Genomic DNA, 26900 nt, shown 5'->3' on the forward strand with positions numbered 1-26900 from the left:
ATTAGAGCATCAAGTCGCAACAAAAGAGTGCAAATGTAAGATTACGCTATTTACCCCAATTTTCTACTTTACGATTTCATTAACAATATCGCATACTTCCATGATATTAAATGGTTTAGCCATTACTTGCTTGACCAACGTACACGACTCCGCCTCTTGCATTGCTTCTTCCGCTAATCCGCTCATTAAAATAGCGGGAAGGATTATTTTTTCGCTTTCCATTTGATGAAGGACTTGTATCCCATCCATGATTGGTAGTTTGTAATCTAACATAATTAAATCAAAAGTAGACGTATGAATATGATCTAAAGCTTCTTTTCCTGTATTAGCTGTTGTTACTTGATACCCTTCATTTGTGAATACTTCATCTAGTAAAAAACGAATACCAGGCTGATCATCTACAACTAAAATATGCTTTCTCATCTCGTATATTCAAACCTTCCTTTATTCTCTTTAAGTCGGTTGCCCTATTACCACATTTCTCTATAATGTATAATTATTCCTGCTTTTTCGCATAAAAAACTAGTGCCAAAATTTCGACGGCATCTATCCGACAAAACCCGCATTCTAGTTAGGTGCGGGTTTGTCAGCTATATTATTTGTTATTTTTAGTCATGTCTACAACCGCACCAATAAATCCTTTAAATAAAGATTGTGGGTTCGTTGGGCGTGATTTAAATTCTGGATGAAATTGGCATGCAACAAACCATGGATGATCGGTTACTTCAATCGTTTCAATTAAACGGCCATCAGGACTGGTTCCTGAAAAAATAAACCCGTTATCTTCCATTTGTTGTCTAAAATCATTGTTAAATTCAAAACGATGACGATGACGCTCATACACCAAGTCTTCATTACCGTATGCTTCTTTTGTTTTTGTTCCATCTTGTAATTTACAAGGGTAAATACCAAGTCTCAGTGTCCCACCAAGATCTGATATATTTTTTTGTTCTGGTAATAAATCAATGATCGGGTATGGCGTGTTTGGATCTATTTCCGCAGAATGTGCACCATCTAAGTTTAGTACATTTCGTGCAAATTCGACCGTTGCAAGCTGCATTCCGAGACAGATACCAAAGAATGGTATATTGTTCTCACGAGCATAGCGAACCGCTTCAATTTTACCTTCAATTCCACGATCTCCAAATCCACCTGGTACAATTATTCCATCAACACGGGATAACTCTTGTTTAATGGTTTCCTTATCTAGTTTCTCTGCATTAATCCAATGAACCGTTACATCAGTGTCATAAGGATACCCTGCATGTTTTAAAGCTTCTACAACTGATAGATATGCATCAGGTAACTCTACATATTTTCCGACTAATCCTATTGTAACGGTTTTCGATAAATGACGAACTTTATTTACCAATTCCTTCCACTCAACCATATCTGCTGGTTGACATGCTAATCCGAAGTGATCGCAAGCTAATTGATCTAATTGTTGCTCCTGTAAAGCAATAGGAACTTGATACAGAATATCTGCATCACGCATTTCAATAACTGCTTGTTCGTTTATATCACAGAATAACGCAATTTTTTCTTTCATATCCTTACTAATTGGTAGCTCCGTTCGCAATACTATAGCATCAGGTTGGATACCTAATGATCGCAATTCTTTCACACTATGCTGGGTAGGCTTTGTCTTCATTTCACCTGCAGCTTTGATATAAGGAACCAGTGTACAATGAATGTACATAACATGTTCACGGCCAATGTCACTTTTAATTTGACGTATTGCTTCTAAAAACGGTAGAGATTCGATGTCCCCAACCGTTCCTCCAATTTCTGTGATAACTACGTCAGCCTTTGTAGCTTGACCAGCACGATAAACCTGTTCCTTAATTTCATTTGTAATGTGCGGAATTACCTGAACTGTTCCACCTAAGTAGTCCCCGCGACGCTCTTTTTTAATAACACTAGAGTACACCTTACCTGTGGTGATATTGCTATATTTATTCAAGTTAATATCGATGAAACGCTCATAGTGACCAAGGTCAAGGTCGGTCTCTGCGCCATCTTCTGTTACAAAAACTTCACCATGCTGATATGGACTCATTGTTCCAGGATCAACGTTAATGTATGGATCAAATTTTTGAATAGTTACCTTCAGTCCGCGATTTTTTAACAAACGGCCTAAAGATGCTGCTGTAATTCCTTTACCCAACGATGAAACTACACCGCCAGTTACGAAAATGTATTTAGTCACGTTGCATCCCTCTTTCCTATACCTTATCATTTCAAACTTTAGAAATAATATTTCTAATAAAACAAGAAAAGCGCTCCCCCACTATTCAGGGGGAACGCTTTGTAAATGTAAATTCAAGAGCCCAATAAAAATTGTAGCATACGGGTCAAAAAAGTCAAGTGTACTTGTGCTATTTTTGATCCTCTTCGTCATCGTCGTCTTCGTCATCATCGAAGTCATCTTCGTCATCAAAATCATCTTCATCTTCGTCTAAATTGTCTAAATCATCATCTAATTCTTCGATATCATCTTCAACAATATCCAACTCTTCTTCATCTTCTTCAAAGTCATCTTTTTTCTTTTTAGCTTTTTTCTTTACTGGTTTCTTTTTCTTAGGAGCTGCTTTAACTTCTTCATCACGTTGGTCAACTGAATACCAAGTTTTTAATCCCCATAAATTAGAGCCAGTTGTCATAAAACGGCCATCAATATTCAAATCTGTATAAAACTGTGTAATATTCGATTCTTTTTCTTTCTCACTAAATCCTTTTAAATCTGCAATTTTTTTGAAAATATCTCTAAAGTCCATTGCCTTCTTTTTATCCAATAAAATTAAATTTGCTAATTCAATCATGGACATTTTAGAGATCTCCTCGTGGCTATATTTTTTCAAGCTCACGGTAATGCACTCCCTTTATATGTAAAATTATTAGTTAATATTTTCTTATTCCGATAACCATACCATACATTATAAACAAATCTATACCAAATATGCTAGAGAAATACACAAAAAAGTTGAGAAAACACATATGTTTTTCTCAACTTTTAAAATTAATCAATATTTTGTACTCGTAAAAAACCAAAACATTTCATTTGCCAGTTACGGCTATTTAATAAAAAACCGATTGTAACTAGCAACCCAAATACTTATATCCGCCGTTTTGAAGATTTATTAGCCATTCCATGAATATATCCGCCATTCGCCTGCCTGCGCTTTTCTCTCTGGCTAGCTTCGGCTCCTAGCGACTAGCAGATAGTTGGTCCTGATGAAATGTACGGTAAATTCGCCGTACTTTCACAGTCCCATCTATCTGTACGTCGCTGACCAGTCGCCTACGCTTTTCTCTTCTGGCTAGCTGCGTGGGCTAGCGGCTCGAGGCATAGTCAATAGACACTCCGAGAACAAAAGACCGTGTTCTCTTCGGTCTCTTGTCTATGCTTTTCGCCGCTGGGCAAGCCCACTCCGCCTTTCTTTACTACATATTCCTTCTATACTGTCCTCCGACTTCGTATAGGGCGTTGGTGATTTGGCCTAGGCTTGCTACTTTTACGGTTTCCATTAGTTCAACGAAGATATTTCCGCCACCAGCTGCTACTTCTTTCAGGCGGGTAAGTGCTACTTCGGTTTGTGTTTCATTCGTTTTTTGGAAATTGTGCACACCGTTGATTTGATGTTCTTTTTCTTCTTTAGATGCACGTGCAATTTCCATGGAATCAATATCTTCTTCTGAAGGTGGATTTGGACTCAAGTACGTATTTACCCCAACAATTGGTAATTCACCTGAGTGTTTTTTGCCTTCATAGTACAGTGATTCTTCCTGAATTTTACCACGTTGATATTGACGTTCCATTGCGCCAAGTACTCCGCCACGATCGTTCATTTTTTCAAATTCTTGTAGAACTGCTTCTTCGACAAGATCTGTTAATTCATCGACAATAAATGATCCTTGTAGTGAATTCTCATTTTTTGTCAAACCAAATTCCTTGTTAATGATCATTTGAATTGCCATCGCACGACGTACGGATTCTTCTGTCGGTGTTGTGATTGCTTCATCATATGAGTTTGTGTGCAGGGAATTACAGTTGTCCTGAATTGCCAATAACGCCTGCAGCGACGTGCGAATATCATTAAAGTCAATTTCTTGTGCGTGCAGGGAACGTCCAGAAGTTTGAATATGATACTTAAGCTTCTGACTTCTTTCGTTTGCACCATATTTATCACGCATGGTGATTGCCCAAATACGGCGTGCTACACGACCGATTACCGTATATTCTGGGTCAAGTCCGTTTGAGAAGAAGAATGATAAGTTTGGCGCAAATTTATTAATGTCCATTCCTCTACTTAGGTAGTACTCGACATACGTAAACCCGTTTGCCAATGTGAAAGCTAATTGTGTAATTGGGTTCGCACCAGCTTCTGCAATATGGTAACCGGAAATAGATACAGAATAGTAGTTACGTACTTCTTTATCAATGAAATACTGTTGAATATCGCCCATCATACGTAAGGCAAATTCTGTTGAGAAGATACATGTATTTTGCCCTTGATCTTCTTTTAAAATATCCGCTTGAACTGTACCGCGAACTACCGCTAATGTTTCGTCTTTCAACTTCACATATTCTTCTTGATTTGGCTGACGATCATTTTCCCCAACGAACTTATCAACCTGCTGGTCAATTGCAGTATTGAAAAACATCGCAAGGATAATTGGCGCTGGCCCGTTAATTGTCATGGACACAGATGTCATTGGGTTGGTTAAATCAAAGCCGTCATAAAGCTTTTTCATATCTTCCAATGTACAAATACTTACACCACTTTCACCAACTTTTCCGTAAATATCCGGTCGTGGTGCTGGGTCTTCACCATATAATGTTACTGAGTCAAATGCTGTTGATAAACGTTTCGCATCGCTATCCTTTGAAAGGTAGTGGAAACGACGGTTTGTACGTTCCGGTGTACCTTCCCCAGCAAACATGCGGGTTGGGTCTTCCCCTTTACGTTTAAATGGAAATACACCTGCAGTGAATGGAAATGCACCTGGAACATTTTCTTTCATTAACCATGTCAAACGCTCGCCCCAGTCGGTGAACTTAGGGAACGCCACTTTTGGCACTTTAATACCGGCAAGTGATTCAGTGCTAATGTCCATTTCAATCTCTTTATCACGAACAGAGAATGTCATGGTGTCCTTGCCATAGCTGTCTTGTGTTTCATCCCATTTAGCCAGCATTTTTTTTGCTTCAGGATCAAGCTTTTCTTCATAGGATTCAATGGTTTGATCGATTGTAGCCACGACATTTTCATCGTCGATTGTCTCTTTTACACCTTGAAGTTGAAACAATTTACGAGCAATGTCGCTTTGTTTTTCCGTTTTGGCATGATAAGTACGCACATGTGTACCAATCTCACGCAAATAATGACGGCGTTCATTCGTGATAATCATGTTTTGTTTTTCTGCGATAATGTTACGGTCAAAGCCGATGTCATCGCTCCAGTCATACTTTTCATTTAATGTATCAATAAGTGATGCAAAAAGTGCGTTTGTTCCTGCATCATTAAATTGACTTGCGATTGTTCCAAATACAGGGAACTTTGTTTGGTCCTGGTGGAAAAGCATATGGCTGCGTTCATATTGTTTACGAACCTGATTTAATGCATCTTCAGATCCTTTTTGCTCAAATTTATTAATAACGATAAAGTCAGCAAAATCAATCATGTCAATTTTTTCAAGCTGTGATGGTGCACCAAACTCAGCTGTCATGACATACATCGATAGATCTGTAATTTCTGTAATTGCCGCATCACCTTGCCCGATTCCACTTGTTTCCACAATAATAAAATCATAGCCGGATGCGCGTACAACATCAATAACATCCTGAATCGCTTTTGATAACTCACTTCTTGAATCACGGGTTGCAAGGGAACGCATATAAACGCGGTCTGTAAAGATAGCATTCATGCGAATACGGTCACCTAATAGTGCGCCACCAGTTTTCTTTTTCGTAGGATCAATTGAAATTACAGCGATTTTTTTGTCCGGAATTTCATTGATATAACGACGGATTAATTCATCGGTTAATGAACTTTTACCAGCACCACCTGTACCTGTTATTCCTAATACAGGCGTAGGTTTTGTCGTTTTTTCCTGAAGTGACTGAAGGACCTTCTGTTTGTCTTCTTCCGCTACTTCATTATTTTCCATATAAGTAATAAAGCGTGCCATCGCCTGACGGTCGCCTGTAATTAATTTATCCTGATCTTTTTCCACGTCAATTGGCGGAATGAAATCACATTGTTCGAGCATGCGATTAATCATACCTTGAAGTCCGTATTTACGACCATCTTCAGGAGAAAAAATCCATGATACTCCGTATTCGTGAAGCTCTTTAATTTCACGAGGGATGATTACTCCACCGCCGCCACCATATACATGAATGTGGTCAGCGCCGAGTTCCCTTAATAAATCAACCATGTATTTAAAATATTCAACGTGACCACCTTGGTAAGATGATATCGCGATACCTTGTGCATCCTCCTGAATTGCTGCATGGACAACCTCTTCAACTGAGCGATTATGTCCTAAATGAATAACTTCTGCTCCGCTTGCTTGTAGAATTCTACGCATGATGTTAATCGATGCATCATGCCCATCAAACAAACTTGATGCTGTGACAAATCGAACAGGATTTGTAGGTTTATAAACTTGTACTTGTTCCATCATCAAGCCTCCCATCTATTTTTTAACTATTTTATAGGCTGTTTATTCGTTATATTTAACCCCTGTAATAGGTAATGAATTTGACGATCAACATATTCATCTAATGTAAATTGCTTTTGCAGCATCCATCTTCTGAATCCCCACATTTGACCTTGAATGAAAATGTTATTTGCTAAAAGCTTTGCATCCTGTTCAGAAACAGAATTTGGAAGACACGTGACAATAACGCGTTCAAGCATTCCTACCATGTCACGTTCCTTTTGCAGAACGTACTCTTTTGTTTCTTTTTCGAGCGACTTAACCTCTTGGTACATGATGACGACTTCTTCCTGCATTTCATCCATCAGCTGCAAATATGATTTAACAACATTGATAAAGTTTTCCACCGATGGATCCTTTAAGTCAATCGCCGCTTCAAGGCGTTCTCTCACTTGATGATAAATCGCATCACAGACAAGAAATAATACATCTTCCTTGGTGCGAATATATTCATAAAGCGTACCAATGCTAAAGCCGGACTCCTTGGCGATTTCACGCGTTGTTGTCCGGTGAAAACCTTTTTCTTTGAAAAGGGTAATCGCTCCTTTAATCATTTGGTTGCGCCTTTTTTCAATCAGGTTTTGATCTTTTACAGAAGAAAGGATTTGTTTTTGGGTCATTTAGTATTCCCCTTCCTTTTTCCATTTTTGATACCAATCTATCGCTTGCTGATATGGGTCACTTTCCGCATGAATTGGTGAAAAATCAGCATTTGTGTCGATGAAGCCTTTCACATCACGCCATATTTCCTCCCGAACCAGTTCATAGACTTCTAACCTTCGTTGTTCGGTACGACGTTTCGCACCTTCATCTGTTGCATATAAAAAATCGTGATGTTCGTTTATTTTTCCCCAAAGCTTATCAATGCCTTTGTTCTCGGTACTGATTGTTTTAATAATTGCTTTTTCGTGGTTCTCTGTAGCTGTCATCATGACCAGCTCTTTCAAAAGTGCCTTCAACTTTCCGTAGCCTGGTAAATCACCTTTGTTAATCACGAACAAATCGGCAATTTCCATGATGCCAGCTTTGAAAATTTGCAGGACGTCGCCACTGTTTGGCGTTAATACTAATGCTGTGGTATCCACTACTTTCATAATGTCGAGTTCCGATTGCCCCACACCAACTGTCTCCACAATAACAACATCAAATCCATAAGCATCACATATCCGGAGTGCATCTTTTGTAGCCCGTGCAAGCCCACCTAAACTACCGCGGGTTGCCATACTTCTGATATACACCCCATCATCTGTGAAATGTTGGTTCATTCGAACACGGTCACCTAACAATGCACCACCAGAAAACGGACTAGTTGGATCAACAGCAATTACCGCAACTGTTTTTCCTTCCGCTCGAATATGGGAGATTAACTGATTCACAAGTGAGCTTTTTCCCGCACCTGGAGAACCTGTAATCCCGATATGACGCGCATGCTTTTCCATGGAAAACACATCACGTAATAGTGATAGTTTTTCAGGATGGTCATTTTCAACCAAGGTAATAGCTTTAGCTAATGCTCGTATATCCTGTTTTTTCATCCGCTCTACTAGTGTGTGCATTGGGGTACATCCTTTCTTACATCATCCGACAAGTTATTTCGTTAGCATTCTTCCAATAACTAAACGTTGGATTTCGTTTGTTCCTTCATAGATTTGTGTGATTTTTGCATCGCGCATATAGCGTTCTACTGGGTAATCTTTTGTATAACCATAACCACCAAATACTTGAACCGCTTCAACGGTAATACGCATTGCTGCATCACCTGCAAATAGTTTAGACATAGCTGACTGTTTACCGTACGGCAATCCATTTGATTCAAGCCATGCCGCCTGATAGGTTAGTAGTCGTGCAGCTTCTATGTCTGTCGCCATGTCTGCCAGCTTGAAAGAAATTCCTTGGTTATGTGCAATTGGCTTACCAAATTGTTCGCGTTCTTTCGCATAATCAACCGCTGCATCAAGTGCACCTTGAGCAATACCTAATGCTTGAGCCGCAATACCATTACGTCCACCATCGAGTGTTGACATCGCAATTTTAAAGCCATCACCTTCAGCTCCAAGCATGTTTTCTTTTGGAACACGGCAGTTTTCAAAAATTAATTCTGTTGTAGGAGATGAACGGATTCCTAATTTTTTCTCCTTTTTACCGAATGTGAATCCTTCTGTTCCTTTTTCCACGATGAATGCGCTGATTCCTTTATGTTTAGCATCCGCATCAGTTTTTGCAAAAACTAAATAAATATCTCCAACACCACCGTTTGTGATCCATACTTTGCTACCGTTTATAATGTAATCATCGCCATCTTTTTTTGCAGAAGTGCGCATGGAAGCTACATCACTGCCAGCTCCTGGCTCTGACAATGCATACGCTCCAAGTGCTTCACCTGTGGCCAAGCGAGTAAGGAAGTTTTTCTTTTGTTCTTCGTTTCCGTATGTGAAGATTGGCCAGCTGCAAAGTGAAATATGTGCAGAAAGTGTTACACCTGTTGATGCACAAAGGCGTGAAAGCTCTTCAACTGCGATAACATAGCTCACATAATCTGATCCAATCCCGCCATACTCTTCTGGCCATGGAATACCAGTTAGTCCAAGTTCCGCCATTTTATCAAAAATCGCGCGGTCAAAGCGTTCTTCTTCGTCGCGCTCTGCAGCAGTAGGCTCCACTTCCTTTGTTGTAAAGTCACGGACCATTTTACGTAGCATTTCTTGTTCGTCTGTTAGTTGAAAATTCATTTTTGTTGCCTCCCTAATCTTTTAATAGACTTTTTGCTATTACAATATGTTGAATCTCACTTGTACCTTCGTATATTTCAGTGATTTTTGCATCACGGAAAAATCGTTCAGCAGGATAATCCTCTGTATAACCATAACCACCATAAACTTGAACAGCTTCAATCGCTGTATTTCTTGCTGTTTTTGATGCTAGTAGTTTTGCCATGGATGCTTCTTTATTACATGGAACATCAGCTTGAACCATTGCCGCTGCTTGATAGACTAGTAGTTTCGATGCTTCGACATCTGTAGCCATATCAGCCAATTTAAAGGAAATCCCTTGATTATGTGCGATTGGCTTTCCAAATTGTTCTCGCTCTTTTGCATAGTTCACGGCATGTTCAAGCGCCGCTTCACCGATACCTAAAGCCTGTGCCGCAATACCGATTCGGCCAAAGTTTAAGTTAGCCATCGCAATTTTAAAGCCTTCTCCTTCATTCCCTAAAAGCTGTTCTTTTGGAACAACACATTGGTCAAAGTTTAACTCAACCGTTTTTGTACCATGTAATCCCATTTTCTTTTCTGTTTTCCCAACCGTCAAGCCTGGAGTATCTTTTTCCAAAATAAATGCGCTAACACCTTTTGCACCTTTTTCATCACTGGTTCTAGCGAATGTAATGTATGTATCCGCTACACCACCGTTTGTAATAAATGTTTTAGATCCATTTATAATGTAATTGTCTCCATCTTTTTTAGCCCTGGTTTTCAAACTTGCAGCATCAGAACCTGCACTTGATTCAGTCAATGCGAACGCGCCTAAATACTCACCGGAAGCAAGTTTAGGTAAATACTTTTTCTTTTGTTCTTCCGTTCCAAAATAAAGAATTGGATTTGTACCAACTGATGTATGAACCGATAAAATGACGCCAAGTGCTGCGCTTACTTTTGATATTTCATGAATCGCTATTATATAGGAAGTGAAATCCATGCCACTTCCACCGTACTCCTCAGAAATCGGGATCCCCATTAAACCAAGCTCTCCCATTTTTTGAATCAATTCCTTTGGATGGCGATCCTCTTCTTCCATTCGTTCAACTTCTTTTGCTACTTCTTTTTGTGCAAAATCCCGAACCATTTTGCGCATCATTTCTTGTTCTTCGGTAAAATGTATATTCATAAAATGCCCCCTTGTTTCTTCTTGGTGTCTTTGTTTATTTTTATTTTCGCGTGATTTTTGGTGATTTTTGTGTTTCGCCGGTGATTCATGTGATTTCGCCGGTCAGCCTTGTAAAGCAGTACGCTTCTGACCAGTCGCCTCCGCTTTTCTTGTATAGCTGCGGCTCCTAGCGACTAGCAAATAGGTAGTCCTGATGAATGTACGGAAAGTTCACCGTACGTTCACATTCCTATCTATTTGTACGTCACTGGCAGTCGCCTCCGCTTTTCTTAGTCATACTGATAGAAGCCGCGTCCACTTTTCTTACCGAGCCAGCCGGCTTTTACGTATTTACGCAATAATGGACATGGGCGGTATTTACTGTCGCCAAATCCTTCATAAAGTACTTCCATAATATAAAGACATGTATCTAGACCGATGAAATCGGCTAATGTAAGAGGTCCCATTGGGTGATTCATACCGAGCTTCATCACCGTATCAACGTCTTCAACAGAAGAAACACCCTCGTAAACTGTATAGATTGCTTCATTAATCATTGGCATTAAAATTCGGTTTGCAACAAAACCAGGGAAATCTTCTACTTCAACAGGTACTTTGCTGAGTTTATTTGTCATTTCCTTAATTGCTGTGTACGTCTCATCACTAGTTTGCAAGCCTCGAATGATTTCGACAAGCTTCATAACAGGTACTGGGTTCATAAAATGCATGCCAATCACCTGGTCTGGGCGATTAGTTGCAGCAGCAATTTCCGTAATTGGAAGAGAAGATGTGTTTGACGCTAAAATAGCATGTTTCGGCGTGATTCTATCAAGTTCGCCAAATACTTTCTCTTTTACATCCATATTTTCAACAACCGCTTCAATTACAAGATCGCAATCATGTGCATCCTTCAACTCGGATGACGGAGACAAGCGATTCAACGTTCCGGTCTTATCAGATTCGCTGATTCTTTCTTTTTCGACTGCTCGTGTTAATAATTTTTCAATACGCTTCAAGCCTTTATCGATTGCTTCCGCGTTCATGTCATTCAGTAAAACGTCAAATCCAGCTTGTGCACACACTTGTGCAATTCCGCTTCCCATTTGACCTGCACCAATGACCATAACCTTTTTAATTTCCATGATGTTTGCCTCCTTGTTCAGTTCAATCGATCGACATTTCGATGTTTTCGATCGACATTCCACCTTTACCGATCGTGTCCCAGATATAACCGATCGACACGCTTGTGTAACCGATCGAGTTTTGGGACGGACCGATCGACTTTATTTGCACTTTCTCCACTTTTCTTATTGTCTAGCTGCGGCTCCTAGAAGCTGCCGCTTTTCCTATTTAGGTACTTCTACCAAAATTGCGTCGCCTTGACCGCCGCCACTGCAGATTGCAGCGACACCAAGTCCACCACCGTGGCGTTTTAGTTCATGTATTAATGTTAAAATAATGCGCGCACCACTTGCTCCGATTGGGTGTCCAAGCGCTACAGCTCCACCGTTAACATTTACTTTTTCTGGATCAATCCCTGCGATTTTTCCACTTGCAAGTGACACAACAGCGAATGCTTCGTTGATTTCAAATAAATCAATGTCATCTTTAGAGTGACCTGTCTTTTCTAGCAATTTATTAATAACAAGGCCCGGTGTTTCTGGGAAGTCTTTTGCTTCCACTGCAACTTCTGCATGGCCAAGAACTGTTGCCATTGGGGCTTTGCCTAATTGTTCTGCTTTCTCGTCTGACATGACAACAAATGCACATGCGCCATCATTGATTCCAGGTGCATTCCCTGCAGTAACTGTTCCATCTGAACCAAACGCTGGGCGTAATTTTGCCAATCGCTCTAATGTAGTATTCTTACGTGGAGCTTCATCTGTATCAACAACGATTGGGTCACCTTTACGTTGTGGAACCTCAAGAGACACAATTTCTTCAGCAAATTTACCATCATCAATTGCCTTTACTGCACGTTGATGAGATCGGTATGACCATTCGTCTTGCTGCACTCTTGATAATTCGTGTTTCTCCGCTGTGCTATTTCCGTAAGTACCCATATGAACATTTTTGAAAGAACATGTTAATCCATCATGAATCATCATATCTTTTACCGACTTGTCACCCATGCGGTTGCCCCAACGAGCATCAGGTAAGAAATATGGTGCATTGCTCATGCTTTCCATTCCACCAGCAACAATTACAGATTCGTCACCAAGACGAATCAATTGGTCTGCTAGTGTTACACTGCGCAAGCCTGACGCACATACTTTGTTAATGGTTTCTGTTTTTACGTTCCAAGGAATTCCAGCTTCCCTCGCTGCTTGTCGTGATGGAATCTGACCTTGACCACCTTGCAGGACGGTCCCCATAATTACTTCATCAAGTTCCGCTTCATCTAGCCCCGCACGATCAAGTGCTTCGCGGATAGCCTTTCCGCCTAGTTGTGATGCCGTAAAAGGTTTTAGTGCTCCTCCAAATTTTCCAAATGGTGTACGCGCTCCGGATACAATAACAGTTTTTGCCATGACTCCAACATCCCTTTCTTATTTAAAAAGTAATTTGATTGATAACGCTTTCTTTTTGAATTTTGATCGAACGCTCGCTCAGTAGTGATTCATAAATTAGAGAGGCAATAAATCTACCTCTCTATCATTTTAAGCTGATTTCTCTTGTTCTTCAACAAGTACTGACAATGCTAGAATTTCCGCAACGTCCATTGTACTGATATCCTCTTCTACTTCTTTTGCTTTTGTACCATCACTAAGCATGGTTAAGCAATATGGACATGCACTGGAAATCATCGTTGGTTCAACCTTCATAGCCTGCTCTGTACGAGAAACGTTGATGCGGTTTCCAGTAGTTTCTTCAGACCACATTAATCCACCACCTGCGCCACAGCACATTCCATTTTCACGGTTACGATCCATCTCTACTAATTCAAGACCTGGAATCGATTTAAGAATTTCACGTGGTGGGTCATAAACGCCATTATATCTTCCTAGATAACAAGAATCATGATAGGTTAAGCGTTCATTTATTTCACCCTGTGGACTTAATTTTCCATTCATTACGAGATCATAAAGCATTTGTGTATGGTGATGTACCTCTGCCTCGTAACCGAAATCAGGATACTCATTTTTGAAAATGTTGTAAGCGTGCGGATCGATTGTAACGATTTTTGTCACGCCATTTTTCTCAAATTCTTTAATATTCTTCTCAGCAATCTCCTGGAATAAAAATTCATTCCCGATACGACGAGCCGTATCCCCAGAGTTTGCTTCCTTATTACCCATAATTGCAAAACTAATTCCAGCTTGGTTCATCAACTTCGCAAATGCTAACGCAATTTTTTGACTGCGGTTATCATAAGCCCCCATTGAGCTCACCCAGAATAAATATTCAAATTCTTTTTCTTCTTTTTTCAATTCTTTAACAGTTGGAATATAAACTGTCTCATCAAGTTCGCGCCATTTGATGCGATCTTTTTTCGATAATCCCCAAGGGTTACCTTGGCGTTCGATGTTCATTACTGCACGTTGTTGATCTTGGTTCATTTTTCCTTCTGTCATAACAAGGTAACGACGCATGTCAATGATTGTACCAACGTGTTCATTCATTACCGGACAAGCATCCTCACAGTTACGGCATGTTGTGCAACCAGCAAGCTCTTCTTCGGTAATAACATCACCGATTAGGCTAATATCCTGTATGCTTTTTTCAGCTGCTTGTTGGCCACCACTTTGAGTCATGCTTGCCAATTGGTTTCCAGACGTTCCTGAAAACGCATAGGACGGAACCCATGGTGATTTACCTGTGACCGCTGCACCTTTTGCAGTTAAGTGATCACGAACTTTTACCATGATATCCATTGGTGACAGCATTTTCCCTGATCCTGATGCAGGACAAACGTCTGTACAACGTCCACACTCTACACAGGCATAGAAATCAATCATTTGATGTTGCTCAAAGTCTTCTACTTTCCCTACTCCAAATGAAATTTCTTCTTCACTTTCTTCTGCATCTTCATCAATATCAAAATCTAGTTTTTTTAGTTTACCAGGTACACGTTTACTTAAAAATACGTTAACTGGTGCTGCAAGTAAGTGTGCATGTTTTGATTGTGGAACATAAACTAAGAATGTCAAAATTGTCACGGTGTGTACCCACCACGCTACATAGAACAGAATCATAGCTGCAAGTGGACTTAACCAACCAAACGCCAATGCTACTAAACTAGCAATTGGTTCTGACCAGGTCGCCGCCTCGCCATGCCATACCATTGCAAATCCATTTCCTAGTAAAACGGATATCATTAATGTTCCGATGAAAATTAATACTAGACCTGCTTTAAAGCCTCGTTTTAGGCGAACAATTTTCTCAATATACCTACGATAAAATGCCCAAATAACAGCTACTAAAATCGTTAAAGTAACGATTTCCTGAAAAAATGTAAAAGCAGGATATAACGGTCCAAATGGCAGATGATTTCCAGGCGCAAGCCCTTTAACAAACATGTCAAGCGCACCAAATTGAACGAGTAAGAAACCATAGAACATCATAACGTGAATGGTTCCTGACTTTTTATCCTTTAACAGCTTCGATTGACCGAAAACAATTTTACCAATTCGACGAAAGCGTTCTTTAAAGTCTCGGTCAAACTCCGATTTCTTACCGAGCCTGATGTAAGCTACACGTGTGGCCACGACTTTAGCGAATAAATACAAGCCATAGATGACAATAGCAATAAATGCTACCATATTAAGAAGTAAAAATGTATCCACTATCCGCTCCCCCTTTAAATTTAGTATACCGAAAAATGTTAGCGATTGCATTTTTCGGAAAAATATATATGTTTGGATAGAAAAATTCCCCTATACTAAACTATTACATTCTTAGTTTAATCATGAATGATCATTCAGTCAACACAAATTTAGCGAAAATTGTAGAAAAGAAAAAATTCCCTAGCGTAAAAACACTAGGAAATTTTAATCCTAACTGTGTTAATGACAGCTCCATCCCCCGTGTGCTGAGGTTAAAACCCAAGCTTCATTTTACATTTTCTCTGGTGCTGTAACTCCAATTAATTTAAGTCCATTTGCAATTGTTGTTTTCACTGCTTCCATTAATGCCAGTCTTGCTTTCGTTAATTCCTGATCATCGCTGAATACTTTTTCAGCGTTATAAAAGCTGTGCAATAATGTTGCCAGGTCAAAAACGTATTGTGTCACTTTATGCGGTGTACGCTTGACCGCTGCATCTGCGACTGTTTGCGGAAATTCGCCAAGTTTTTTCAATAAATCTGTTTCTTTTTCAGCCGTTAACAGGGTTGCATCAAAATCGCTATGAGTCGCGAATCCTTTTTCCTCTGCTTGCGTAAGCATCGTACAAATTCTTGCATGTGCATATTGTACATAATAAACAGGATTTTCATTTGATTCCGAACGTGCAAGATCCATATCAAAGTCAAGTTGTGAATCGTTGGAACGGGTTACAAAGAAGTAACGTACCGCATCTATTCCTACTTCTTCCATCAATTCACGTAGCGCAACAGCTTTTCCTGTTCGCTTACTCATTTTTACCTTTTCCCCGTTTTCAAACAGGCTCACCATTTGGATCGTTTTAACTTCAAATCTTTCTTTATCATAGCCAAGTGCCTGGATCGCTGCACGCATTCTTGGAATATACCCGTGATGGTCTGCGCCCCACACGTTAATTACTTTGTCATAGCCGCGATTAAATTTATCCTTATGATACGCAATATCTGGTGTTAAATAAGTGTAGCTTCCATCCTGCTTGATTAATACACGATCCTTGTCATCACCAAAATCAGTTGAGCGGAACCATGTTGCACCATCTTTTTCGTACATGTAATTTTTATCCCGTAAAATATCTAGTGCGTTTGATACTTTATTTTCCGTGTATAGGGATGTTTCAGAAAACCAGTTATCAAATCCCACACGGAAGTCAGCGAGGTCTTCTTTAATTTTGCCAATCTCATAGTCGAGTCCATACTTTTTAAAATATGGTAGGCGCTCTTCTCTTTCGACATTAGCCCACTTATCGCCAGCTTCCTCAGCTAATTTTTTACCGATTTCGATTATATCAGCACCATGGTAGCCGTCTTCAGGCATAGCAACTTCCTTATCAAGTGCTTGCAGGTAACGCGCTTCGATTGATAGTGCAAGGTTATCGATTTGATTACCAGCATCATTAATGTAATATTCACGTTCCACTGCGAATCCCGATGCATCAAAAACATTGCAAAGAACATCACCAAACGCCGCACCACGTGCATGGCCTAAGTGTAAGTCACCAGTTGGGTTAACGGATACGAACTCTACTTGGACTTTTTCGCCTTGACCAGTATCTGTTTTCCCGTAATCTTCTCCAGCTTTCAGGATCGTGGAAACAAGCTCTCCAAGATAATCATTTTTCATAAAAAAGTTAATAAATCCTGGTCCAGCAATTTCTACTTTTTCAATTGAAGCTTTGGTGTTATCTAATGATTCAACAATTTCCTCAGCAATTTTGCGTGGCGCTTTTTTTGCAATTCGAGCTAGCTGCATCGCAATATTGGAAGCAAAATCTCCATGTGCCTTATCTTTCGGTTTTTCTAAAATTATCGTTGGCAGTTCGCTTTCATTTGCAAGATTCGCTTTTATAACGGCTGCTGCAATCTCTTCTTTTAATGTTTCTTCGGTTTGCGCAAGTATATTCACTAGGAATCCTCCTTTATTAGTAGGGTCAATTGATGTTGACGCTCTTCTTGTCCGTTTAATTTTACGTTAAATGTTAGGGAAAGTTTCCCTGGCCCGTTTTTACTTATTAGGCGATATCCAAGTTTGTGTGTATATGTTTCCATATGTATGTTTACGTGTGGATGCTTAAATAAATTTTCTGTCGTTTGATTCACACGGAATTGCTGGTGCATTGTGATGTCACCTGTTCGTTTAATACTCACTTTATCATTTTGGATTGTAATCAGGTTTTTAATTAAAAGATCGTCGTCATTTTTTTCCTGAAAGGTAATGACGTCCATGTTGTTTCGTTGATATAAATCACCTGTAAAGTGGGTTGTAGTTTGTTCGGTTTCCTTATCTTCAGTAATTTCCATATGAAGGGAGCCCGATACAGATCGATGTTGTGCTTCCATTCTATCGCCCCTGAATAAATCGTATAATTTCTTATTATACCGATAAACGAATGGCGATATCAATATATATGGAGAATTTTTTTGGGTGGTTGTACGTTTGGAATAATGTGAAGATCGATATATCGGCTGGACGGTTGATATTTTTGGTTGAAAGTCGATATAAAATGCGACGTAACTAAAAATCATGTTCTGTGTCCTGCGACCGCTACGGAAAAATCACTACGCTTTCCGCGGGCTTGCGCTGAGCCTCCTCGATCGCAAAGAACGCTCACTGCGGGGTCTCATCACTTCGCTTTCCCGCAGGAGTCTCCGTGTTTTTCCTCCGCTAGGGTGGTATCCAATAATGGAATGATAGTAATCACTTTATTGATTAGAGCATGAGTTTCCACTATTTTGGCAGTTGATTTTCGCTGCGGACAGTTGACTCCTGCGGGAACAGCACGAGTCTGAAGACCCCGCAGAGTGGTTTTCTCGAGGAGGCTGAGGCCGTGCCCGCGGAAAGCATCCGCCTGGAACGATCCTGGACGGCAGCAATAAACACCACATAGAGGCTCGTCTTAAGCTTGTCGGGGTTGATCAAGGTGCTTTCGCTTTTCTTATACCCAACCAAGCAACATCTCGCGCACGAATTTACTTGCTGCGATTGCTGTTTGTTCGGACGGATCATATGCTGGTGCGACCTCAACCAAGTCAGCGCCAATTACATCTATATCAGAATCAGCAATTAACTGAATGGATTCTAATAGTTCACTTGAAGAAATTCCACCCGCTTCGGCTGTGCCGGTTCCTGGTGCGAATGCTGGGTCAAGTACATCGATATCAACTGTGACATATACTTTGCGCCCACTTAACGTCGGCAAAATTTTTCGTAAAGGCTCTGCAACGTGAAACTTTGACATATGCATGCCACTTTCCTTGGCAAACTGAAATTCTTCACGCATGCCTGAACGAATCCCGAACGAATAGACGTTTTCAGCGCCAATCAATTCACAAACTTTACGAACCGGTGTTGAATGGGATAGCACTTCACCTTCATATTCCAAACGCAAATCGGCATGTGCATCAATATGTATGAATGCCATATCTGGATACTTGCGGTGCATAGCTTTTATCACCGGCCAAGTCACCAGATGTTCGCCACCTAGGCCAAGTGGAAATTTGCCTAATCCCAAAAGCTTATCGATATATTCTTCAATCAGCGTAAGGCTACGTTCGGCATTTCCGAATGGTAGTGGAATATCTCCTGCATCAAAATAGGATACTTCTTCCAAATGCTTGTCCATGTACGGGCTATATTCCTCGAGACCAATTGACGCTTCACGGATCCTGCCAGGGCCAAAACGTGACCCAGGACGAAAGCTTACAGTCCAGTCCATTGGCATCCCGTAAATTACTGCTTGAGCCTCGTCGAAGTTATCGCGGGACATGATAAAAACTTTTCCTGAATATGCCTCATCAAACCGCATGGTGGCACCTCTTTTCTATTCGGTTAACTCTTTTACAAACCTCGGTAATGCAAATGATGCAAAATGAAGTTCTGGCGTATAATACTTTGTTTCAATATCCGTGAATCGTTCTTCTTTAACTTTTAACGGGTTGTGAATTTTACTTCCCATTGTAAAAGTCCACAATCCACTTGGATAGGTTGGAATGTTTGCTGTATATAGTTTTGTTACAGGGAAAATATCTTTTACATCATGAAAAACCTGATGAATTAAATCTGCCTTGAACCATGGATTATCTGTTTGCGCTACAAAAATTCCATCATCTTTAAGCGCACGGGAAATTCCTGCATAAAAGCCCTGGGAAAATAAATTCACTGCTGGGCCGACTGGTTCTGTTGAATCGACCAAAATTACGTCAAATTCACGTTCACTTTTTGCAATATACATGAACCCATCATCAACTAATACCTCTACACGTGGATCATCAAGTGAGCCGGCAATAGATGGCAGGAACTTTTTCGAGTATTCAATGACTTTCCCATCGATATCTACTAATGTCGCTTTTTCTACTGATTGATGTTTCAGCACCTCACGGATTACACCGCCATCGCCACCCCCAACGACTAACACGCGTTTCGGATTTGGATGTGTGAAAAGTGGTACATGTGCAACCATTTCATGATAAACAAATTCATCTTTTTCCGTTGTCATAACCATATCATCTAAAACGAGCATATTGCCCCATTCTTCTGTATCAAGCATTTTCAAATCCTGAAAGTCTGTTTTTAAAGCTGCTAAGGTTTCGTTAACTTTTGCCGTAATTCCGAAGTTAGCAGTTTGTTTTTCTGTAAACCAAATACCCATTTTTACATCTCCTTCAATCAATCATGAAACAGTAAAATTATAGTCAATTTCTCCGAAAAAGCAAGCACTTTCAGCTAATTTAATCTAACAAGTTTAATTCGTTCTATCTTTTCCCATAATGGAACTAATGTACACTTAAAAATTGGAGTTAATGCCTATGAAGAATTTCTTGTTAAAATATAAGCTTTTAAGTGGATTAATTGGAATTATCCTTCTTATCGGAGTCTCTCTAGCAGGGATCTATTTGGCGAGCTTTTTACTAGGACCGCCAGCACTTAAAGCTGAACAAAACACGATTTACTATAGTGCAGCAGATACGGTAATCGGTGAGGAAACAGGTGCGGAAAGTCGCTACTGGGTTGGGCTTGATGAAATGTCTCCCTACTTTAAACAAGCGATTTTAGCTATCGAGGATCAGGAATTTTATGAACATAATGGATTTGATTACTCCCGTATTGCTGCAGCGGTTCTTGAGAACGTCAAAAATATGTCTTTAGAAGAAGGCGCCAGCACCCTTACCCAGCAATACGCACGCAATTTGTTTTTATCTTTTGAAAAGACCTGGACACGTAAAGTGAAAGAGGCCTTTTATACCGTTCGCCTAGAAATGTATTATTCAAAGGACGAGCTATTAGAGGGCTATCTAAACACAATTTATTACGGGCACGGGGCATATGGAATTGAGGCAGCCAGCAGGCACTTTTTTAACAAGTCTGCAGATGAGTTAACACTGGCTGAAGCTGCGATGCTTGCAGCGATTCCTAAAGGGCCGACTTATTACTCCCCTTTCAATAACTTGGAAAATGCTACACGCAGGCAGCAACAAATCCTATATGAAATGAAGGAACAAAATGTAATTAATGAACAGGAATACTTCTTAGCAACACATGCAAAATTAAATTATGCGGAACCGAGTAAACAAACGAAAAAGGTTATTGCACCATATTTCCTGGACACTGTATTACTGGAAGCAGCAAATAAATTAGATCTCGACCGGGAAAAAGTTCGTTCTGGTGGTTACAAAATTTTCACAACGCTAAATGTTGGAATGCAACAAAAACTAAAAAAGGAAGTTACCGAGACTGTTAACCCTTCAAGTTCGATACAACTTGGTGCGGTTGGGATGGATCCGGAAAACGGCGCTATTCGGGCGCTTGTTGGTGGTCGTGATTATAGTGAGAGTTCATTTAATCGTGCTACCAATGCGAAACGAATGGCTGGGTCAGCCTTCAAACCTTTTTTGTACTATGCCGCATTGAGACATGGCTATACACCTACAACGATGTTGATGAGTAAGCCTACCGCATTTAAACTTTCTGATGGCAAAGTTTATCAGCCGAGTAACTATAATGGGTATTATGCGTACAAACCTATTACGTTGGCGCAGGCACTTGCTTTGTCTGATAATGTTTACGCAGTAAAAACGAATCTTTATTTGGGAGTAAATAAACTAATCGACTCAGCACGTAAATTTGGGATCGACAGTAAATTACCGCCAGTACCATCACTTGCGTTGGGAACAGCATCTGTAACGGTTGAAAATATGGTCACAGGATATGGAATTCTTGCAAATGGCGGGGAGCGGATTAAGGGCCATACGATCACAAAAATTATCGATCGAAATGGTGATGTGGTTTATGATGCCCCTAATGAAGAAGGTAAGCAAATTTTAGATAAAGAAACAGCATTTATACTAACTGACCTCATGAAAGGTATGTTTGACCATTCACTTGATGGATACATGTCCGTAACAGGTTCACCGATTGCAGATAGGTTAACGCGTGATTATGCAGGTAAGTCAGGAACTACTGCTTCAGACAGCTGGATGATTGGATACAGTCCTAACTTGGTTACAGGTGTTTGGGTCGGATATGATGATAATCGCGAATTAGATAAAGCTGCAGAAAATCGCTATGCAAAAGATATATGGGCTGGGTTCATGGAAGCTGCTCATACAGAGTTACCAAAGGTGGATGTAGATGTTCCAAAAGGCGTTGTCGGAGCATGGGTTGACCCTGTTTCAGGCGGCCTCGCAACCCCTTATTGCCCTAGCGGAACACTCATGTATTTTGAAAAAGAAAATGTACCAGCCAAACATTGTGACACTCATTTACCGGAGGATGGTAATGAAAAGGTTAAAGATAAGGAACCTTCTAAGGATGAACATAAAAAAGGTGTTTTCGAGCGGATCTTTGATTATTTGTTTTAGTATGCGAGGGTGATTTGGGGTAGCTCTCCCGAGTTGTGTCGGTTGTCTCCTGAGTTTGGTGTGAGCTCTCCCGAGTTGTGTCGGTTGTCTCCTGAGTTTGGTGTGAGCTCTCCCGAGTTGTGGTGACTGTCTCCCGAGTTTAGTGCGGGCTCTCCCGGGTTGTGGTGCCTGTCTCCCGGGTTTAGTGTGAACTCTCCCGAGTTGTGAAGCTTGTCGCCGAAAAAATCGAAAAAAAGCCGACACACTGGTAAGATGTCCGTCTTACCACGTGGTCGGCTTCTTTTTTGTCCTAGCAATACATGTGAAAGTCCATGTATACATATTCTACAAATTCTTGTCTAAAAGTACAAGAATTTCATCTATTATTCACGATTCGTTCACAAATTGTTCATTATTTCGGCAGCACTTCTTTTAATTCATCTGTTGAATTGTTCCACATTTCCTCATTAAAGTCGACAAGAAAATCCTTCAACAATTTTTTCGAATGCTCATCCATATGTTCGAGCATAATTTTGCCTTTTAATGACTTGTCCATATGTGTCACATGTTCTGGCATTGACTTATATGCGCGTTTAATTTCGCGGTCTACACGAATTTCACTACCACAAACACCAGCATAATATGGACCAATTTCGCCTTTCTCAACGGTTACCCAGACAATCCAATACAATTTGCCATTCGGAACATCGTCTTTGTTAGGCAAAAATTTCACTCGACGCTCAACTTCACTACGAGCATGCATAGCGCCCATATCAACAAAGGCACGGTCTTCATTCGGATCAATGATTACTGGGGACATATTTTCAAGACTTATCGCACCAACGCCATATCCACCATGCCCGTCAGTTGAATCATCTTTAAGTATCGTAAATGGATTCGTATTCTTTTTCGGTTTATCTTCACTCATTTAAAGGACCCTCCTTTTAAAACTTTGCGTATATTGTAGCACAAGTGAATTTATCTTTTCACTTCATACACCCTGATTATTTTTTGACTAGTCAGTAAATTAATGGTATATTACTATTTAATTGGGGGGTGTAGTTCATGAGGATAAAACTATTCGTTGTTTTTTTACTGGCATTCATATTTGTTACCGGATGCACAGAATCAGATCCTAAACTCGACCCAAAAGAACAAGCCAAACAAGTAGCGACTGATTTTAAGGAGAAGCAATATAAGATTAAGTATGAGGAGATTGCTGACCTCGATCTTAGAGAAGCCTTAAGAATAATTGATGACAGAGTCAAACCACTGCTTACAAAACATGCATTTGATACGAATACTATGGTAAATAATTTTCGGGAGACTGTTGATGTATCAATACTTACAAAAAGCAACCTTTCTCTAAAAAATATCGAATTTGAATTTAAGGAAAAAACAGATGATACGTATATTTTTGACTACAATGTCGAGGTATTTTTTGAAAAATACAATGATGATATCCTTACAGAGACAGAATCAATTACAGGTGAAGTAAAAGTTACAAATACAGAGGATGGATTTCTGGTAAGCAATAGTACCCAAACTCACTTTCCACTGAAACATATTGAAGCGATTCAGAAGAAATTTGGAGTGCCTGTTGGATATTACTAGGTCTGATCTATGAACTAAGAAAAGCGCAAGCGCCTTGGTCAGCCCCGACAAGTTTAAGACGAATCTCTTAGTGATGATTTTTATCACAAAGAGATTTGACTTAAAATCTTGAGGGGCTAGGCGCTGGAGCTAGACAGATTAACGCCAAAATTTTATACTTTCTTACTGCCAAAAAAAGTCGCCCAGAATATTAAATCTAGGCGACTTTTTTAAGTTTCATTTTAATTTTTCTTCAATTGGTCAATAAACGCCCAAGCATCCTTTACTTCTTCTTCTGTGAAGTTTTGTTTAGGTTTAACGGTATGAATTTTTTCAACAACTTCTTCTTGTGAAAGGTCATCAAAATACAGCATAGTTGAAACAAGCTCCAGAAAGCGGGAACTCCTCCCTCTCAATAGTCCAACTTGTTCCTCTATTTCAGGCATGTCTAAAGTAAATTGATTCAAAAACTCTCTTCCGTTATCGGTTATTGCATAATTATATTGATAATAATTGCTTTTATCCTCTTTAACTTCATTAATAAACCCTAGATTACAAAGCTCTTCGACTCTTAGAGTAAGTTCTTCCGAATATGGGCCATAAAAATGAAATTGATACTTTTCTTCAAATGGAACCTTGCATTTCTGTAAAATATAAATCATTTTTTGCAGTTTTTTTCGTCCAGATACTTCTTTTGTTACCTCGAAAAAGTGCATTAATTTGGCATGATTTGTTAACATTATATATTCGCTCCTTGGATATTCAATAGCTCCATGATACGTTTTTTAGCGGCGCTATTTTGTTCGAGATTTTCTAATAAGTCTGCAGGAAAATACAGCTTGTGATCGGTTCGTTTTTTACCTGAAATTGATTCTACTATATCGGAGTGACGGGAAAGTTCTTTCAACTCATTGTTTGGCATTAGCAAATGAATTGGCAGGCGCTCCTCCTCTTCACCCGGTCTGTAAAAATCGTACGGCAAGTCTGACGACGAATCGACTTCAAGATAATATTCAGGATCGATATCCACTTCCTGAAACAATTTATATAACTCCATCCATTCATTCATCTGACTGTTGGGGTTAAACTCAATATACTTAAACAGGCGACGATTCATAAATCGCTCACATAAATCCCGAAGAATGGCATCGTCTTCTTCCTGCCATAATTGGAAATAATAGGATACAACCGCTTCATCCAATTTTAAATAATCCTTTAAGTCCACCTTCTCATGAAAAAAAGAAATAAAGTGAATCGGCTCGAGTTTAAAAGTATACTTTGATTCAAATAAATATTTCGCCCGGTGAAGAATTTTTGATAAAATTACTTCAGCACTGCGCGTAACAGGATGAAAATAAACCTGCCAGTACATTTGATAACGGCTCATGATATAGTCTTCTACCGCATGCATTCCACTCGATTTAATAACAACCTGATCATCGATTGGTCGCATTACCCGTAGAATACGCTCCATGTCAAAGTGACCGTAGCTTACACCGGTAAAATAAGCATCTCGTTGCAGGTAGTCCATCCGATCGGCATCAATCTGACTGGAAATTAAGCTGACAACTAATTTATCTTCATATGTTTTTGCGATGACATCTGCGACTTTTTGTGAAAAACCTTTAGATACGCGTTCTAAAATTTTATGTACATGTGTGTCACCAATAATAATTGCCTGAGTAAAATATTCATGGTCAAGCTTAAATACTTTTTCAAACGAATGCGAAAATGGCCCATGACCCAAGTCATGCAACAATGCTGCACAAAGGCAAAGTAACCGTTCATCGTTATTCCAATGCGGCTTGTCCTGAAAATTGTTAATGATTCGTCTTACAATTTCATAAACACCTAACGAATGATTAAACCGACTATGTTCAGCCCCATGAAACGTTAAATTCGTGGTGCCAAGCTGCTTGATACGGCGCAATCGCTGGAATTCAGGTGTTGCTATCAGATCCCATATCACCTGATCCTTCACATGAACATAGCGGTGAACCGGATCTTTGAAAACTTTTTCCTCATATAATTGTTCATCTTTATACGCCATTTTTTCACAACCCGTTTCTATACGACAATTTTGTTATATTATATAATAGATAGCAAAAGTAAAAAAGACATAAAAGGGAGAAAATCATGCAATCTTGGAAAGAAATCATACACCATCCGACATTCCGCTATATGGACCAATCGGATGAACATAAATTTTATAATGAACCGATTAGTGCATTAACCTCTTTCGCCATCGATGATACGTTAGCACTTTCTGTCGGGGACGGGGAATCTGCTCCTACTATACGTTTATGGGTACATCCAAACACAGTTGTACTTGGAATTCCTGATGCAAGGTTGCCTTTTATTGAAGAAGGTGTTGGGCTTTTATCACATCGTGGGTACCATGCGGTTGTAAGGAACTCCGGGGGGCTAGCCGTCGCCCTTGACGAGGGGGTACTCAATATTTCCCTAGTTTTGCCTGACGTAAAAAATTTATCGATTAATACTTGCTATGAAGCTATGGTAAGTTTTGTTCAATTTATGCTTGCAGACCTTACGGATGAAATCGAGGCCTATGAAATTGTCGGGTCCTACTGTCCAGGAGATTATGACCTAAGTATTGGCGGCAAAAAATTCGCAGGCATATCCCAGCGCAGAGTCAAAGAAGGCGCCGCAATTCAAATTTATTTGGATGTGGAAGGTCATGGCCAGGAACGTGCTGCATTAATTCGTGATTTTTATGAAATTGCGTTAAAGGGGACGGAAACAAATTTCTCATTTCCTGATGTGGTGCCGGAAACGATGGCGTCTTTGTCAGAATTATTGCCAAGAAAAATTACAATGGATGAGATGAAACAGCGCGTGTACGGAGCTTTGGAGGAACTGAGCGAAAATATTGTCACTGCTGAATTTTCCTCGGGAGAACGGGAGAACTTCGTGAAAAGATTAGAGCAGATGAAAAAACGGAATGAGAAGATTGCGGATATGCAGTGAAGTATCGATTTTATAGGCTAGGCTGTGCCAGCTGGGTTCGCAAATTTAAAAAGCTTGCAGGGCCGATTCCCGC

21 protein-coding genes are annotated in these 26900 nt (G+C 39.9%); 3 read left to right on the forward strand and 18 right to left on the reverse strand.

Features of this window, described 5'->3' with window-relative positions:
• Positions 1-63: 63 nt before the first annotated feature.
• The 15 genes from LG329_RS08470 to speE all read right to left on the reverse strand — a co-directional run bounded on the left by LG329_RS08470 (position 64) and on the right by speE (position 20058).
• A complete protein-coding gene (locus LG329_RS08470) occupies positions 64-423 on the reverse strand; it encodes a response regulator (RefSeq protein WP_404455911.1) in 360 nt (119 codons plus the stop codon).
• A gap of 172 nt (positions 424-595) precedes the next feature.
• On the reverse strand, positions 596-2209 hold the full coding sequence (locus LG329_RS08475) for a CTP synthase (protein WP_404455914.1): 1614 nt from the start codon (positions 2207-2209) through the stop codon (positions 596-598).
• A gap of 169 nt (positions 2210-2378) precedes the next feature.
• On the reverse strand, positions 2379-2828 hold the full coding sequence (rpoE, locus tag LG329_RS08480; RefSeq protein WP_404455916.1) for a DNA-directed RNA polymerase subunit delta: 450 nt from the start codon (positions 2826-2828) through the stop codon (positions 2379-2381).
• A gap of 616 nt (positions 2829-3444) precedes the next feature.
• Positions 3445-6687, reverse strand: a complete 3243-nt coding sequence (icmF, locus tag LG329_RS08485; RefSeq protein WP_404455918.1) for a fused isobutyryl-CoA mutase/GTPase IcmF — start codon at positions 6685-6687, stop codon at positions 3445-3447.
• 26 nt (positions 6688-6713) lie between these two features.
• On the reverse strand, positions 6714-7346 hold the full coding sequence (locus LG329_RS08490) for a TetR/AcrR family transcriptional regulator (protein ID WP_404455921.1): 633 nt from the start codon (positions 7344-7346) through the stop codon (positions 6714-6716).
• On the reverse strand, positions 7347-8282 hold the full coding sequence (meaB, locus tag LG329_RS08495) for a methylmalonyl Co-A mutase-associated GTPase MeaB (protein WP_404455924.1): 936 nt from the start codon (positions 8280-8282) through the stop codon (positions 7347-7349). It abuts the gene before it with no gap.
• Between the two features lie 33 nt (positions 8283-8315).
• Positions 8316-9455 (reverse strand): acyl-CoA dehydrogenase, encoded by a 1140-nt coding sequence (locus LG329_RS08500; RefSeq protein ID WP_404455926.1) that lies wholly within the window; start codon positions 9453-9455, stop codon positions 8316-8318.
• 13 nt (positions 9456-9468) lie between these two features.
• Entirely contained in the window at positions 9469-10611 is a 1143-nt protein-coding gene (locus tag LG329_RS08505; RefSeq protein ID WP_404455929.1) for an acyl-CoA dehydrogenase, read from the reverse strand.
• A gap of 269 nt (positions 10612-10880) precedes the next feature.
• On the reverse strand, positions 10881-11732 hold the full coding sequence (locus tag LG329_RS08510) for a 3-hydroxybutyryl-CoA dehydrogenase (RefSeq protein WP_404455931.1): 852 nt from the start codon (positions 11730-11732) through the stop codon (positions 10881-10883).
• Positions 11733-11936: 204 nt separating this feature from the next.
• Positions 11937-13121, reverse strand: coding sequence for an acetyl-CoA C-acetyltransferase (locus LG329_RS08515; RefSeq protein WP_404455934.1), 1185 nt, complete (start codon positions 13119-13121; stop codon positions 11937-11939).
• A gap of 129 nt (positions 13122-13250) precedes the next feature.
• Positions 13251-15377, reverse strand: coding sequence for a (Fe-S)-binding protein (locus LG329_RS08520; RefSeq protein ID WP_404455937.1), 2127 nt, complete (start codon positions 15375-15377; stop codon positions 13251-13253).
• A 270-nt stretch (positions 15378-15647) separates the two neighbouring features.
• On the reverse strand, positions 15648-17315 hold the full coding sequence (gene argS, locus LG329_RS08525; RefSeq protein ID WP_404455940.1) for an arginine--tRNA ligase: 1668 nt from the start codon (positions 17313-17315) through the stop codon (positions 15648-15650).
• Positions 17315-17749: a DUF1934 domain-containing protein gene (locus tag LG329_RS08530; RefSeq protein ID WP_404455943.1), complete on the reverse strand. Its 435-nt coding sequence runs from the start codon at positions 17747-17749 to the stop codon at positions 17315-17317. The genes argS and LG329_RS08530 overlap by 1 nt, the downstream gene beginning before the upstream one ends.
• A gap of 596 nt (positions 17750-18345) precedes the next feature.
• Entirely contained in the window at positions 18346-19215 is an 870-nt protein-coding gene (gene speB / locus LG329_RS08535) for an agmatinase (RefSeq protein ID WP_404455946.1), read from the reverse strand.
• A 15-nt stretch (positions 19216-19230) separates the two neighbouring features.
• Positions 19231-20058, reverse strand: a complete 828-nt coding sequence (speE, locus tag LG329_RS08540) for a spermidine synthase (protein ID WP_404455949.1) — start codon at positions 20056-20058, stop codon at positions 19231-19233.
• A gap of 157 nt (positions 20059-20215) precedes the next feature.
• Here speE and LG329_RS08545 point away from each other — a divergent pair, with 157 nt between their 5' ends.
• The gene (locus tag LG329_RS08545; RefSeq protein WP_404455951.1) at positions 20216-22267 is read left to right on the forward strand and encodes a transglycosylase domain-containing protein; all 2052 of its coding nucleotides are present in this window, start codon (positions 20216-20218) and stop codon (positions 22265-22267) included.
• 391 nt (positions 22268-22658) lie between these two features.
• Here LG329_RS08545 and LG329_RS08550 read toward each other — a convergent pair whose 3' ends face one another.
• A complete protein-coding gene (locus tag LG329_RS08550) occupies positions 22659-23174 on the reverse strand; it encodes a YwhD family protein (protein ID WP_404455954.1) in 516 nt (171 codons plus the stop codon).
• Positions 23175-23311: 137 nt separating this feature from the next.
• Between LG329_RS08550 and LG329_RS08555 the strand changes: the two genes are divergently transcribed.
• Positions 23312-23860, forward strand: coding sequence for a hypothetical protein (locus LG329_RS08555; RefSeq protein ID WP_404455957.1), 549 nt, complete (start codon positions 23312-23314; stop codon positions 23858-23860).
• A gap of 221 nt (positions 23861-24081) precedes the next feature.
• On the opposite strand, the gene LG329_RS08560 is transcribed toward LG329_RS08555, so the two are convergent.
• Together LG329_RS08560 and LG329_RS08565 are read right to left on the reverse strand one after the other, a co-directional pair.
• On the reverse strand, positions 24082-24579 hold the full coding sequence (locus LG329_RS08560; RefSeq protein ID WP_404455960.1) for a YwgA family protein: 498 nt from the start codon (positions 24577-24579) through the stop codon (positions 24082-24084).
• Positions 24579-25889 (reverse strand): HD domain-containing protein, encoded by a 1311-nt coding sequence (locus tag LG329_RS08565; RefSeq protein WP_404455963.1) that lies wholly within the window; start codon positions 25887-25889, stop codon positions 24579-24581. Before LG329_RS08565 ends, LG329_RS08560 begins: the two co-directional genes overlap by 1 nt.
• A gap of 86 nt (positions 25890-25975) precedes the next feature.
• Here LG329_RS08565 and LG329_RS08570 point away from each other — a divergent pair, with 86 nt between their 5' ends.
• Positions 25976-26827, forward strand: a complete 852-nt coding sequence (locus tag LG329_RS08570) for a biotin/lipoate A/B protein ligase family protein (RefSeq protein ID WP_404455965.1) — start codon at positions 25976-25978, stop codon at positions 26825-26827.
• Positions 26828-26900: the final 73 nt, after the last annotated feature.

Source organism: Virgibacillus necropolis (assembly GCF_044793635.1).
Classification (GTDB): Bacteria; Bacillota; Bacilli; order Bacillales; family Amphibacillaceae; genus Virgibacillus_F; species Virgibacillus_F necropolis_A.